This window comes from Thermostichus sp. MS-CIW-34 (assembly GCF_054060435.1).
In genome coordinates, this window is the sequence record NZ_JBSSDE010000001.1 from 62,364 (window position 1) to 75,886 (window position 13,523).

A 13,523-nucleotide genomic window follows, 5' to 3' on the forward strand; every position below is an offset into this window, starting at 1 on the left:
AAAGGTTTTTAATATTGCATTTTGTCTTCTACACCTTTTTTACCCCCTCTCCAAGATGAGCCTCTGCTGTCCTCTGAGCGTTTGGCCGGGCTGGATCCCCGCCCTCTCTCGGTTCAAAGGCGTTTCCGATCCCACCATGCCATTGGGGGAATGGCAGCTCTGCTGGTGTGCCTGCCGGTTTTTGTGCAAGCGCCCCTGGTGCGATATGCCCCTTGGGTCAGTTTGGTGATGTCTTTGGGCTGGCTGGGCCTTAGCTTGCATCTCTACTCCCAGCCCCGTACCCGCCTGTGGGGAGATTTGCTGTACGGCTTTACCCTGACTTGGCTGGCAGGATCCCTGTATTGGGGCTGGCTGCGCTTTGAGCCTCTTTGGCACATGCCCATGGAAGCCTTGGGGATCCCGATTGTCTGGTGGGGGACACGGCGACGGTTTGCCCGCATCGGTACCTGGTTTTATCTCGGCTCCCTGTGGGGTACGGCGGTTACAGATCTCTACATTCACTCGGTGGGGCTGCTGCCTGAGTGGCGGCAGGCGATGCAGTTTGACCGGTTGGAGCAGGCGGTTGTCCCTTTTAGGGCGGCCCTCGACAAAATGGCTACCCCCTGGGGCCTGGGTTGGGGCATCGGCTTGGGCCTTCTGTTGCTGGGTGTTGGATTGTGGAGAGTCCAGGGATCCCGCCGCTTGCACCATTGGGCATTTGCGGGAGCAGTGCTGAATACCCTGTTGGTGGATGGGCTATTTGGCTGGGGGGCAGCTCTGCTGCGGTGAGCTGGGACATCCCCATAACTGATACATTTATGCTGAACACTGCTGAACATCACTGTTCAACTATGCAGCGATAGCATTCTGTTTGTTTCCAAACAGAATGGCGGTATCCCGCAAAGCTTTGAGTAGAATACCCAAAGCGCAGTTTCCGTGTCGTCTTACTACCAATTTTCTGCTTTGCTTTGGCTACCATGTTGGCAGACTCGAAAGTAAACAGAAAGATCAACTGGTAGTAATCCGTACTGAACATATTATACTTATACATTATTTTCAGTATAGTTGAGCTTATTATTGACTAGAGTCATGCTCTACTTCAGGTGGGAGTGGAAGTATTGGTAGGGCTGGGAGCTCCATCGGACTCCGTCCTGCCAACGTCGGCGGCAGCAGGTGCAGTTGCCGGCAGTGTAGGTTCTGGCCCGGCAGGAGGCAACTCCGGTGCCGGTGCGGGCTGAGGCAGAAAGTCGATGACCTCCCAAGTCTTGGAATCCGGTGAGCTGTAGGCCAGCAGCCACCGTTCGGGCACGGTTTTGACGCGGTCGGGCGAGCGTTGTGTAGCAACAGTTTGTGCCTTTTGGTGAGCCAGGGTGATCTGGAAGGGATCCCCTTTGCGGCGATAGGGGCGGCGGGATCCCGGCGGCTGCACGCTCAGGGTGTAGGTGCCGCTGAGGTGATGGCCTTCCAGGGTTTCTCCTGAGGCCAACAGCAAGGGTTCACGGCGATCTTGGCGGATTTTCACATCCTGCAATTCCAGATGTGCCGACAACCGGTCGCTGCCCACTAAGGATCCCACCGGCCCGGACAAATGAGCGATCTGATAGGCGAGGGCCTGCTGCACAATCGGTTTTGGCGGCCTGGGGCCACAGCCGACCAGCAGCCCCACCAGCACAATAGCCACAAGGCTAATCGTGCCCCGCAGAACCGATCCCCTACAACTCCACCCCAGTTTTGGCATCGCTTCCCCTGAGGCCATCAGACGGTAACTAAGGTGGGGTGTTGCTTCAGGTATTCCGTATTCACGCCGGACTCGCGGGTGAGAGCCACCAGGCCGGTACGGGCGATCTCACGGATGCCAAAGCTGGTCAACATCTTGATGATGGCCACCATTTTGCCGGGATCCCCGGTTACCTCGAGAGTCAAAGACTCCTCCGCCACATCCACAATCCGGGCGCGAAACATTTGGGCCACATCCATAATGGCGGAGCGGGTATCGGGGCTGGCATTGACCTTGACCAGCATCAGCTCCCGTTCCACGCAGGGAACATGGGTGATATCGGTAACTTTCAGCACGTCGATGAGCTTGTAGAGCTGCTTCGTCATCTGCTCCACATCGTGTTCATCTCCCTGCACCACCATGGTGATGCGAGAGATCCCCGGTCGTTCGGTGGGGCCAACGGTGAGGCTGTCGATGTTAAAGCCGCGACGGGCAAACATCCCCGCAATGCGGGTTAAAACGCCAGGCTGATCCTGCACGAGGGCGCTGAGGGTGTGTTTCACGGCAACCAGAGGATAGAGAAAAAGCTGAGAAGAGGTTGGGGAAGCACCTGGGAATAACAATACCCTGAGGAAATTTTACGCCAACTTTGCCGGAATGTTTTTCGCATTGCTCCGGTCGGAGCACAGCTGCAGAGCCGGCGCCCTAGAGAAAGACAGCGCAGCCGTTAACTCTCCAAAGACCCGCGCGTAACCCCCAATTGGCTGTATAGCTTTAGCTCCTGCCACAGTTGGGATCCGCTAAGTTGTCCTTGTAAGAGTTGCTGATAGCGATGCAGGGTTTGTTGGATCTCGGCGGGGGATTCATGCAAAAATTCGATGCGCAGATAGCGCAGGCCCAAGGCCAATAATTTCGGCACATATTCTGCCCCCGTTTGGGCCTTGCCGTTGTAGAGGGTATTCCGACAGCCGGCATCGGCCTTCAAAATGTGCTCGACATTGGCCCTGTCCCTCAGCTTCACCTCGTGTTTTTCACATGGGCGACCACAATTGGTGTAATCCGTTCCGCTGGATAAAAAGGCGCAAAAGACGCAGTGCTCCATGTGGAACAGGGGCATATGTTGATGAAGGGTAACCTCATACCTATGGGCGGGGCCGGCTTGCAGCAGGGATCCCAGTTGCTCATGGTTGAGGTCATAGGAAGCCGTCAGGCGCTCCAGGTTGTAACGGGTTTTGAGATAGTGGGCCGTGATGGGATTGGCCACATTCAAGGAAAAATCCCCAATGCAGCGCTGCCCGGCAAAGAAACGGAGATGATCGTAATTTCTCACCAAGTAGCCATCGGCCCCAGCGGCCAACACTTGCTTTAGGATCCAGGTTTCTCCCGGCTTGGTGATGCGGGGCGGGGCAGCCCACAGCTCCACCTCAGGATGGATGGCTTTGGTTGTGCGGATCACCTCCCGATAGCGGCGGGGATCCTCAAACTCCAGATAGATCTGCCTAATACCGCTGGCTATCGCCGCCGGCAGTTGCGCCGGATCCCGCACCAACACCACCAACTGCGGGGATCCCCTTTCGGGCTCCTCCTGAGAAGGCACCAGATCTTGCCAGCGAGCTTCGGGATTGAGTTGCCAGCGCGGGGGCTGAGCTCGCAGAGCTTGTAGGCGTTCCACCGCTTGTCGGCGCATCTGGTTGAGCAGGCTCACCGGCAGCATTACCTCCCCCTGCAAGGCATTGTGCAGGGATCCCAACTTGAAGGGAGTGGAGCCCAAACGGCCCAGTTGCTGTCGCAGTTTTTCGGTGGTGAGGGGTTGGCGGTGGGCAGCTTCCAGGGGCAGCGGCGAATCCACCTGCACCGTATGGCCTTGCTCATCCCGCAGGATCAGCGTCAGCGGGGATCCCACTTGGCCGTGAACCTCCATGTGGACGGGCCGCTGAAAGCGGGGGTGATCCCCGGCGTAGCTCTGGCGCAGGCGCTTTTCCAGTTCCGGGTCGCTGGTCTTCCAGAGGCGATCCCCCACCCGCAGACGTTTGAGATCAATGACCCCCTCTCCGAAGCTGAGCCAGGCCAGCCCCTGCTTCTCTTGCACCCGGTAAACTCGCCCCCCCTGCTCCGGCAACTCCGGCTGCCCCTGGTCAAACACCACGCCGTCCCCAGCTTTGAGGGGTGCCTCCAGCCGGATCCCCACCTGATCCTGTTGGATCCCCACCACCTGCCCCAGGTAAACCCCCCGTTTCTTGCCAAACCGCGCGTGCACCAGCTCCTGGTTGTTGATGCCCCGCAGCCAGCCTGTGTAGAGCCCACGAGAAAAGCTCATCTCCAGCTCGTAGCGTTCCTGTTGCGAGGGCTGCCACGGCTGTCCCACCCCCAGCGCATCCAAGGCCTGCCGATACACCCGCGTTACATTGGCTACATATTCTGGGGATTTCAGCCGGCCCTCAATTTTCAGACAGCGGATCCCCAGCTTCACCAGCTCCGGTAGCACCTCCAGCCCGGCCAAATCTTGAGGGCTGAGCAGATACCGCTTCTCCCCCAAGTCGCGGCGGATCCCGTCTACCACCAGCTCATAGGGCATGCGGCAGGCTTGAGCACATTCCCCCTGATTGGCCGAACGCCCCCCCAGCGCCTCGCTGGTCAGACATTGCCCCGAGTAGGCCACGCACAACGCCCCATGCACAAAGACCTCCAGAGATAGAGGGGATCCCTTCTCTTGCAGATAGGCCTGGATCTGGGCGATTTCCCGCAGGGAACATTCCCGCGCCAGCACCACCACCTCACAGCCCAGCTCGGCGGCAAACTCCGCTCCCACTCCACTGGTGATGGTCATTTGCGTGGAAGCATGGATGGGGAAATCGGGGGAAAGATGCCGGATCAGGCGGGCGATGCCAATATCCTGCACAATCACCGCATCCACCCCCGCCGCAATCATCGAGCGGATGTATCCCTCGGCTTCCGTCAGCTCCCTTGGAAAAACCAGAGTATTCAAAGTAACATAGCCCCGTACCCCCCGCCGGTGCAGCCAGGCCATCAGTTCCGGCAAATCCGCTTCCGTAAAGTTGCGGGCGCGCATCCGGGCGTTGAAGCGCTCCAGCCCAAAGTAAATGGCATCGGCTCCGTTTTCCACTGCCGCCTTGGCACACTCCCAATCCCCCGCCGGGGCCAGCAGCAGGGGCAACTTGGTGGTCAGAGGCGGCGCCTCAAAGTGATCCGTTTCCGCGAAATCTATCCCAGCAGCTTTCATCGGAAGACAGCCCCACAAAGAGAACAAGGGATCCTTTCCCATTCAAAATCAAAAAACCTGAGAGCAGGATCCCCTTGTCTCAGGTCAAGCTGCCTCTGCCGGCGGCCTCTTAACAAAAAACTCGTTCCGTCCGCAAAGGGTCTAGGTGACATACTCCCATCGCTGACCCTACGGGTACAGGGTGGGCTTCTCGCTTCATCGGGGAGCTTTCGCAAGAACCCTCAGCGAGCAGACACGGGATGTCCCACCGCGTAGTCGCACCAGATTCCGGCAAAAGCCGTTTTGTGCAACTGCTCCCATCATACACCATGTGGGGGTATCTGTATCCCGGCACTGACCCTACGTACAGTACGGGGCTTAGCTACCCCCACACCCCCATAAGCTAAGAAGCCACCAGCACATTCAGGATCCCGGTGAGGACGGCGCTGAACAAAGCCAACGTTAGGTAGCGGCCAACAGCCGGGTTGTCACCCAGCAGCCGATCGGAAGCGCTGATGGTGAAAAACAAAGACCAGGCCTGAGTAGCGTTGATGGTCTCAAATTGGTTGAATTCAGTGGTGAAGATCTTAGCCATGACTCAATGCTCCCTACAGCTGTGGGTTCGCACCCCTACCTTAACAAAAGTTAACAGCAGCTGCCACGTTTGCGCGGCTACATCAGGACACCGCCGAACAAGGCTGGAATAGGCAGCGTTTTATGGGAGAGCTGGGTACACAACCCTCGGAGGGATCTGCATCTAGCGTGGATCAGTTGTATGCGACTCCGTATATAGTATTGGGTGATGCGGGATCCCCACCCAAAATAGGGGCTTTGCCCCTCGACAGAGGTCGAGCAGATGTTCTAACCTTGGCTTCTAGGGTGGCCCAAGAGCGCTCTTCAAGATAGGTGTGCCGGGGTGTTGTCAGCGATGGCCAACCGGGATCCTAAGGCTGAGAGTGTGCCGCATCGCTAGCCTAAGCCCTGTTGAGCGGGTTTAATCTAGGCAGCTTTTGATTTGCCCCAGGCTGTTGGTTAGTACTTAGGAAGCTGACCCCATAGCAACCAGAACAAGGCGCGATGCCGGGAGTTGAGATGAGAATGACGCGTTGTAATGTAGTATCGCCTGTGCGCTCCCTCTGCCGCTGTGCAGCTCAGGTGAGCAGCATAGCCGGGATCCTGATCGGGACGGCTTGGGGGGGTTTGGCTGTGACTCCTGTTTGGGCTCAGGAGAGTGCTCTACTGGCTCAGGCTGCGGCAGGCCCCATGAGCCGGCAAGAGGTGGCGGAGCGGCTAAATCTGGTGCCTGTTTTTGCCATTGTGTCTCAGAACGGCACCCCCGTTGTCGCCAATGTGGAGCGAGATGGCCGCACCATCCAAGTGGTTTCCTTCTGGCTGGATCAGGCCCAGGCCCAACAAATGTTGGAGCAGGTGAAAGCCAGCAACCCCGAGATAGCCAGTCAAGCCCGGGTGGTGCCTCTCTCGCTGGGGTATGCCTACGAAAAATCGGAAGAGGAGCGCGCCAAGAATAGTGACCTGTATTTTGAGGTGGTGCCTCGGGCTTCTGATGTGGAAGCAGCCAAGCAGGTGCTGAAGGAAACCGGTCAAGATGTGCCTGCAGAAGCGATTGGTGTGCCTCTGTTCTATGGCCGCTCCGGAGAGGGGCTGCTGACCATCGAGCAGGATGGCCATGAGGTGGTGCCCTTCTTCTTCGACCGCAACGATTTGCGGAGGGCTTTGGATCGGGCGGCGGCGCAGAACCCGGATGTAGTTGGAAAGACCCAGATTGAAGTGACCTCGCTGGCCATTGTGGTGGAGCGCATGTTGGCTCCCGACGCACAGGCCGATGTGCAGAAGATCGCTTTTATCCCCTCTCGCTCGGCGCTGGAGTACATCCAATCGCTGGCCCGACCGGCCAATCCTTCCGCAAGTCCCCAGCCTCAGCGTTAACCTAAGCCCCTGATGGGATCCCCGTCTGCTCTGGTGAAGCGGTTAACAGAGTGGCGTGCCCAAGCCCTGAGGGCGGCAAAAGCGGCTGGGATCCCTGCCGAGGAAGTGGAGATTTTGCTCAAAGAACGGCTGGGGTGGGGGCCGTTGGAGCGGTTGATGGGTCGCGCTCCGGCTGGGGAGGGGGATCCCCTGGAGGAGGTGCAGGCCCTTTGGCGGCAAAGGGTGGAAGAGCGCATCCCCCTACAGTACCTGTTGGGCAAAGTTGAGTGGGCGGGCTTGAGCTTGCGGGTGACGCCGGCGGTGCTGATCCCACGCCCGGAGACCGAGCTGCTGGTGGAGCAGGCTTCCCTTTGGCTACAGGCCAATCCTCTGCCGCCGGGATCCTGTTTTGCCGACCTGGGTACAGGCAGCGGGGCGATTGCCATTGCGTTGGCCCATCAGCACCCCCAGTTGCGGCTTCTGGCCGTGGATTCTAGCCCAGAGGCCTTGGCTATTGCAGCAGACAATGTGGCAGCCCACCATCTGCAGGAGCGGGTGAAGTTGCTGCTGGGATCCTGGTTTGTACCTTTGGATCCCTGGCGGGGGCAGCTGCGCGGCCTGGTTTCCAACCCTCCCTACATTCCCTCTGCCGAGCTGGCCTCGCTCATGCCAGAGGTGCGACTGCACGAGCCGCGACAAGCTCTGGATGGGGGAGAAGACGGCCTAGCCCACTTGCGGCTGTTGATTCAAGCAGCACCGGATTACTTGGCCCCGAACTCCTTTTGGGCGGTGGAAGTGATGCGAGGCCAAGCCCCTTGGGTGGCGGAGCAGTTGCAAGCTAGAGGCTGCTATCGGCAGATCCAAGTTCACCGAGATCTGGCCGGGGTTGAACGGGTGGTCAGCGCCCACTTCGTCGGATAGAAAAGGGTAGGATCCCATAAGACAGGGTATTGCCGCAGCCCGATTGCCTCAGCGGGACGTAGTCCTCGCTGTCCAAAACTCAAAGATCCAAACCCAAGGATCTGAACCTCGACGGGATCCCCCGTCTTTCCTTCGGAGCACCTCTTGAGGAAACCCTTGCCTGCAGCCAAACCCGATCCACTCCCCCAGCAGGCCGCCCCTGCCGACGGGCAAGGGGCTGTGGATTGGCAGTTTGCTTTTGAACGCTCTGAGGTGATGCGGGCCTTTCAACAAGAGTTGCTCGTCAGCATCGGCCACGAGCTGCGCAACCCCCTCAGCAGCCAGATGGGATCCCTGCAGTTGGTGTTGTCGGATCTATGTGACTCTCCCGAAGAGGAGCGGGAATACCTTCAAAGTGCCAAAGAGGCGGTAGAGCGCCTGATCAAGCTGCTTGAGGAATACACCCGCCTGGCTCGCCATAACCTGCCCATCAAACCTCTGCGACCGGAACCGACTCGACTACGCCCCCTCCTGCAGGATGTGTACAGCCTAACTCGCCTACAGGCCCAGGATCAGGGCATTCGCTACGAATGGCCGGTTCTACAACCCACCTCGGCCTTTGAGGTGCCCCTTCTCCCCGACAGCCTCACCGTTTGGGCGGATCCCCACGGCTTGGTGCAGGCGCTGCTGGGAGTGTGTCGCTGGGGCATCCGCACCCTACGCTACGGTTCGATGGCTTTGCACCCCTATCCCACCGCAGAAGAAGAGGGGCGACTGTGCCTGGGGTGGAACCTTGAGGGGCGATGCCATGTGCCCATTCAAACAGAGGGCTGTGCCGTCTGGCGGGTAAGCGAGCGGCTCCTGAGAGAAATGGGAGGCCAGCTGGAACTCTGCGAAAGCGGCCCCTACCGAGTTGGCATCAAGGTGACCCTGCGCCTCGCCCATTGAACCCCAGGCCAGAGGGACTTGGGCCTATCGGCTTCTCAAAGCTGGCCAGTTGGCATCTGCCCTCTTGATCAAGCCGGGGATGTCGCGCTCCCAGTTACGCTGTACCCGCTGGTTGGCGTTCAGGTACAGCTTGTCATCGACGATTTTCCAGGCAAAGGGATCCACCGGGTAAAGGTAGTTGTGGGCCACGGCCCAGGCACAAAACCCGCCGTACTGGGGGGCAAAGCGCTCTGGGTTGTTGCGAAACCGCTCTCGATTGTCGGCGCTGGCAAACCTCCAGGTTACCCCTCCCCACTCCCATTCATACTCTGGGGATCCCTTGACCGGCTTGCCGTCGATGAAATAGGCCACCGGGTCATAGCCCCGCAGGGCCAGGCCGTCCGTCGCAAAAAAAGGGCCTGGGGATCCCTCCTCGGCAGCCCCAACAACCTGTCCTTGGGCTGGGCGAGACAGGAGCCAAGCTGGGTGAGAAGCAACAGCTCCAACCATCAGCAGCAGCGAGAGCAAAACCCAACGATTTTTGACCATCACGACCTCCCAAGTCCTCAATCGAAAATCGAAATGAGCAAGAAAGCCTTACTCTTCCCCTTCAGGTTCCAAAAGACATCTGACAAAAGACATCTGAGGAGATGCTGGCTTCCGGGGACTGGGAACAGTTTGGCCACAGCGAGGAGATTTGCCTGTGATTTGGATCGGGGAGATCCAATCTAAAAAAAGCTCAACCTTCTCGGCGCAGGGCCAATTCGGCCCGATCCAGTTGCATTAGCACCCGCTCCACCTTTTCGGGGTTGAGAGGTCGACTGGAAGTGCGGTACTGGGAGGCCAGCGTGTTAAACACCGTGCGCAAAGTGGTAAAAGACTGCAGCTTATCGTAGCGATGGCCGTGGTAGCGCCCAGAAAACTCCTGGATGGCTTGCATGGCTTCCGCTCGCGCCTCTTCCGGGTTCATCAGGGGATCCCCTTCGGAAAGGACGGTGCGCAGGGTTTGGATCAAGGTCATGCTGTCTTCGTAATACTTGCCGGTGAGACGGGCAGCCTGAGCAACTGAACTCCCTGATCCCAGCAAAAGGGCTACAGACAGGAGCAGGCTGACAAGACGCAGAAAAAAAGTTTTGAGCATGGGGAACCTAATGTAACTTATTTTTAAGCATAAGCCACAGCAACACCAGAGGAGTCATCCAAAAGATGCTGTTCACGCCCTTCAGCGACTTTCTGCAGAAGCTGGGCCAGTACGGATCCCATTGGACAATGCTGGCCCTAATCTTGGGGTTTGCCTGTGCTCACAGCGGATTAGCCTACTTGCGGCCCTGGGGGGAAAGCTGGCTGGGATCCCGTCTGTACCGCATCTTCTTTGCTCTGGTGAGCCTCAGTTTGGCACCACTGTTGCTGATCTATTTTTTTAACCATCGCTACGACGGGGTGATTCTCTGGGATCTCCAAGCCGTCCCGGGCATTCGCACCACCGTTGCTCTTTTGTCTGCCCTCTCTTTTTTCTTTTTGTATCCGGCCACCTTCAACTTGCTGGAGATCGCCGCCATTCGCAAGCCGGAGATCCACCTGTTTGAAACCGGGATCATCCGCATCACCCGTCATCCGCAAATGGTGGGCCAGGTGATCTGGTGTGTAGCCCATACCCTTTGGATTGGCTCCAGCTTTATGGCGGTGACCTCGCTTGGGCTCATTGCCTACCACCTGTTTGCGGTTTGGCACGGGGATCACCGCCTGGAGCGGAAATACGGGCAGGCCTTCCGCGATCTCAAGGCGCGCACCTCCGTGATCCCCGGCTTGGCCATTCTGCAGAAGCGACAGCAACTGCGCCCGCGAGAGTTTCTGCGCTGGGCCTATCTGGGGGTATTCAGCTTTGTATTGATTCTTTATGCTTTCCATCCACAAATGGTTTCTGCAGCCAGCCAAGTTGCCTGGTAGCATGATCCCAAAGAACTTCTTTAGTTTGGGAGTGATGGCCTTGCAAGTTGCTTTAGATGCTTTTAATCAAGAACTTTTGACAAGTGATGGGTTGGTTTTGGTGGATTTCGGCGCCCCTTGGTGTGGCCTGTGTCGCTTCATTCAGCCGATTACCGACCGTCTCGTAGCCGAGTGGGGAGGGGCGGTCAAAGTACTGCGGGTGAATGTAGACGACAATTTTTGGCTGCCGCGCCGCTATCGGGTGCGCTCTTTGCCAACCCTAATTTTGTTTGAGAAAGGTCAAGAAGTGCAAAGGCTGGAGCACTTCGCCAGCCGCGATGAGGTGCTTCGCCGCTGCGAGCAGTTGTTTCTTGACCACCTGCGCTACCTGGGTTCGGGAGCCTGCTCATCCTCGTTTGAGCCCCAAGCCCCGCCGCCCGGCGTGTAGAGGGTGATCACGTCGCCGGCTTTTAGGGAGCGGCTGATTTTGCCAGGCAAGGGATCCCCGTTGAGGAGGTTGATCCCCACTTGGCCTGGCCCGCCTCCCTGTTCTCCTTGGGGGGCATAGTGGCGCCGCTCGGTGAGCAGGGAGAGGGTGCAATCCTGCAAAGTCTGGATGGAGCGGATTAGCCCCCAGCCGCCCCGCTGTTGGCCATGGCCGCCGGAATCCTGGCGTAGCTCGTAGCGCAGTACCCGCAGGGGATACTCCAGCTCCAGAGCCTCGATGGGGGTGTTGAGGGTATTGCTCATGCCCACATGCACTCCATCCAGGCCCGGTCGCTGTCGGCTGGCCCCCTGACCACCCCCCAAGGTTTCGTAGTAGGTGAAGTGGCGGTTGCCCAGCACACAGTTGTTCATGGTGCCCTGCCCCTGAGCGATGCTCCGCAATCCGGCCACGGGAGCCAGAGCTTTGAACACCACATCGGCAATGCGCTGCGAGGTTTCCACATTGCCCGCCACCACTGCTGCCGGAAACTGGGCATTCACCAAGCAGCCGGGCGGCGCCACGATCTCGATGGGATCCTCCAAGCCGACATTGCTGGGGGCCGTGGGATCCAACAGACAGCGCAGGGCAAACAACACCGCCGAGCGGGTGACGGCCAGGGGCGCGTTCAGGTTTCCCGCCATGGCCGGAGCAGTGCCGGTGAAGTCCACCCGCAGCTTCTCGCCCTCTACTTCCACCTGCACCCGAATCTCAAGGGGCGCGGGCGGATCCCCGTAGCCCTCCAACCAATCCTCAGCCGTGTAGATCCCATCGGGCAGAGCCTGAATTTGCGCCCGCATCCGCCGGCGGCTGTACTCGATGACCCCTGCGATCAACTGCCAAGCTTCCTCTTCTCCAAAGCGGGCCAGCAACTCCCGAAACCGGCTCATCCCCACTGCGCTGGCCCCCACCTGGGCCTGCAGATCCCCCCGCCGCTGCTCGGCATTGCGCACATTGGCCAGGATTAGGCGCAGCAGATCCTCCTGCCAGTACAACTCTCCTTCTAGAGAGAGCCCAGCCAGCCGTACCGGCGGGATCACCAGCCCCTCTTGCCAAAGTTCTGTGGAGTCGGCGGGCATGGAGCCAGGGCGCATCCCTCCAATATCAGCGTGATGAGCACGGTTCACAGCATAGGCGCAAATCCGGTCGGGATCCCTCCAGCCGGGAATGGCCGCGACCACCGTAACGTCCGGCAGATGGGATCCCCCCTGGTAGGGATCGTTGAGGAGAAACACATCTCCGGGTCGCGGGTTGGCTGCCACCACCGCTCGCACCGCCTGCGAAAGGGCGCCCAAATGCACTGGGATGTGAGCTGCCTGGGCAATGCAAGCCCCTTGCGAGTCAAACAGAGCTGTGGAGCAATCCCGCCGTTCCTTGATGTTGGCCGAGTATGAACCGCGGATGAGGCGCGCCCCCATCTCTTCGGCAATCCCCGCCAGAGCGTTGGCCATGACCTGCAACCGGATGGGATTGGAGACAGGATAGTTGCTATCCATATCCCTCAAAGCCTACGCCCCAGCCAAACGGCCACCCTGCGGATCCCTTGCCAGAACTGCAAACGACGTTGCCAGCGGTCAAGGGTATGGCGATTCTCGCGCAGACGATCCCGCAGACGCAGCAACTCAGCGGGAGTGGGAGCCAAGGCCTGTTGAGCTGCTTCTCGCCAATCCGCCATGGCCTGCTCTGTGACCCCAAGAGCCGAGCGCAGCTTCAAAATGACAGGAATGAGAGCAACCAGGGCCAAAAACAGCAAGCCGTTGAGGCCGCAAACTGCCCAGACAGCCCATCCCGAACTCCAATTGGCATTCACAGAGAGCTCCGGGTAGGGATCCCGACAAGGCTCACTGCTGCTGCAGCATCAAGGGGCGCAACACCCGGCCATCCCCCACCACAACCACCGTTGACAGCACCTGCTCACCACGGCGGAAGGTAATCGGCACCGATTGGCCTACCGGGGTATTTTGGATGATCTGCTGCACATGTTGCACGGAGGTGACCCGCTGCCCATCCACTCCAATCAAAATATCGCCCTGGGCCAGACCGGCTCGTTGAGCAGGACCATCCTGGAGCAAGCCGACCACCTGCACCCCCTGAACTCGAAGTGCGGGGCCGAACAGACGACGGCTGATGGCGCTCTGGGCTTGCTCGCCGTTCACCGTTTCAATGGCAACTCCAATGAAGCCGTTGCCGACAGCATAGGAGGCAGGCGACCACTGAACCCCGAAGCTGTTGGCGTCGCTGCTGACCTGAACCGTGGAGCCGTGGTGGTTGTAAGCTTCACCCCCAACCGAGTCGCAGGGGTAGGCCACAACTGCATCTGCCAGCAAGAAGGAGATGGGCAGGGCTAGGGCAAGCTTGAACAGATGGGTTGGTTTCTGCATGGTTCGACCCTGGAAACGGTGAAGTAGAAATGAGCTTGAATCCGCGAAGCACTTGGGTGGATG

Annotated in this window: 15 protein-coding genes and 1 pseudogene; 6 read left to right on the forward strand and 10 right to left on the reverse strand. The window is 59.0% G+C overall.

The features are described 5' to 3' along the window. The first annotated feature begins 21 nt into the window (after positions 1-21). On the forward strand, positions 22-768 hold the full coding sequence (locus ACVWYY_RS00260; protein ID WP_457439214.1) for a DUF3120 domain-containing protein: 747 nt from the start codon (positions 22-24) through the stop codon (positions 766-768). 60 nt (positions 769-828) lie between these two features. On the opposite strand, the pseudogene ACVWYY_RS00265 reads toward ACVWYY_RS00260, so the two are convergent. From ACVWYY_RS00265 to ACVWYY_RS00285, 5 genes and pseudogenes are all read right to left on the reverse strand, one after another. After that, positions 829-1,024: pseudogene (locus ACVWYY_RS00265) on the reverse strand (hypothetical protein); the annotation flags it as partial. Positions 1,025-1,078: 54 nt separating this feature from the next. Next, the gene (locus ACVWYY_RS00270; protein WP_457439216.1) at positions 1,079-1,660 is read right to left on the reverse strand and encodes a hypothetical protein; all 582 of its coding nucleotides are present in this window, start codon (positions 1,658-1,660) and stop codon (positions 1,079-1,081) included. A gap of 74 nt (positions 1,661-1,734) precedes the next feature. Continuing rightward, on the reverse strand, positions 1,735-2,259 hold the full coding sequence (gene ilvN / locus ACVWYY_RS00275; protein WP_011432604.1) for an acetolactate synthase small subunit: 525 nt from the start codon (positions 2,257-2,259) through the stop codon (positions 1,735-1,737). Positions 2,260-2,423: 164 nt separating this feature from the next. After that, positions 2,424-4,937 carry a DUF3656 domain-containing U32 family peptidase gene (locus ACVWYY_RS00280; protein WP_457439218.1) on the reverse strand — a complete coding sequence of 838 codons (2,514 nt, stop codon included), beginning with the start codon at positions 4,935-4,937 and terminating at the stop codon, positions 2,424-2,426. Between the two features lie 382 nt (positions 4,938-5,319). Then, positions 5,320-5,511, reverse strand: coding sequence for a hypothetical protein (locus ACVWYY_RS00285; RefSeq protein ID WP_457439220.1), 192 nt, complete (start codon positions 5,509-5,511; stop codon positions 5,320-5,322). Positions 5,512-6,008: 497 nt separating this feature from the next. Between ACVWYY_RS00285 and ACVWYY_RS00290 the strand changes: the two genes are divergently transcribed. The 3 genes from ACVWYY_RS00290 (at position 6,009) to ACVWYY_RS00300 (ending at position 8,690) form a co-directional block, all read left to right on the forward strand. Next, positions 6,009-6,863, forward strand: a complete 855-nt coding sequence (locus ACVWYY_RS00290) for a Tic22 family protein (RefSeq protein WP_457439222.1) — start codon at positions 6,009-6,011, stop codon at positions 6,861-6,863. A 12-nt stretch (positions 6,864-6,875) separates the two neighbouring features. Beyond that, entirely contained in the window at positions 6,876-7,763 is an 888-nt protein-coding gene (gene prmC / locus ACVWYY_RS00295; RefSeq protein WP_414424626.1) for a peptide chain release factor N(5)-glutamine methyltransferase, read from the forward strand. A 156-nt stretch (positions 7,764-7,919) separates the two neighbouring features. Further along, positions 7,920-8,690, forward strand: coding sequence for a sensor histidine kinase (locus ACVWYY_RS00300; protein ID WP_457439225.1), 771 nt, complete (start codon positions 7,920-7,922; stop codon positions 8,688-8,690). 24 nt (positions 8,691-8,714) lie between these two features. Here ACVWYY_RS00300 and ACVWYY_RS00305 read toward each other — a convergent pair whose 3' ends face one another. Together ACVWYY_RS00305 and psb27 are read right to left on the reverse strand one after the other, a co-directional pair. Then, positions 8,715-9,218, reverse strand: coding sequence for a YHS domain-containing (seleno)protein (locus ACVWYY_RS00305; protein ID WP_457439227.1), 504 nt, complete (start codon positions 9,216-9,218; stop codon positions 8,715-8,717). 190 nt (positions 9,219-9,408) lie between these two features. Continuing rightward, on the reverse strand, positions 9,409-9,810 hold the full coding sequence (psb27, locus tag ACVWYY_RS00310; protein ID WP_414408133.1) for a photosystem II protein Psb27: 402 nt from the start codon (positions 9,808-9,810) through the stop codon (positions 9,409-9,411). A gap of 65 nt (positions 9,811-9,875) precedes the next feature. On the opposite strand from psb27, the gene ACVWYY_RS00315 reads away from it, so the two are divergent. Further along, positions 9,876-10,616, forward strand: coding sequence for an NnrU family protein (locus ACVWYY_RS00315; protein ID WP_457439229.1), 741 nt, complete (start codon positions 9,876-9,878; stop codon positions 10,614-10,616). 34 nt (positions 10,617-10,650) lie between these two features. Beyond that, positions 10,651-11,043 (forward strand): thioredoxin family protein, encoded by a 393-nt coding sequence (locus ACVWYY_RS00320; protein ID WP_041437173.1) that lies wholly within the window; start codon positions 10,651-10,653, stop codon positions 11,041-11,043. Here the strand turns inward: ACVWYY_RS00320 and ACVWYY_RS00325 are convergent. From ACVWYY_RS00325 to ACVWYY_RS00335, 3 genes are read right to left on the reverse strand one after another with little or no spacing between them, the layout of a single operon-like run. Further along, entirely contained in the window at positions 10,980-12,575 is a 1,596-nt protein-coding gene (locus tag ACVWYY_RS00325) for a hydantoinase B/oxoprolinase family protein (protein WP_457439231.1), read from the reverse strand. The two genes, ACVWYY_RS00320 and ACVWYY_RS00325, sit on opposite strands and share 64 nt — an antisense overlap. 5 nt (positions 12,576-12,580) lie before the next feature. After that, complete coding sequence (locus ACVWYY_RS00330) at positions 12,581-12,889, reverse strand: hypothetical protein (protein ID WP_457439233.1); 309 nt, start codon at positions 12,887-12,889, stop codon at positions 12,581-12,583. Between the two features lie 31 nt (positions 12,890-12,920). Continuing rightward, a complete protein-coding gene (locus tag ACVWYY_RS00335; RefSeq protein WP_238376905.1) occupies positions 12,921-13,460 on the reverse strand; it encodes a PDZ domain-containing protein in 540 nt (179 codons plus the stop codon). Between the last annotated feature and the right edge of the window lie 63 nt (positions 13,461-13,523).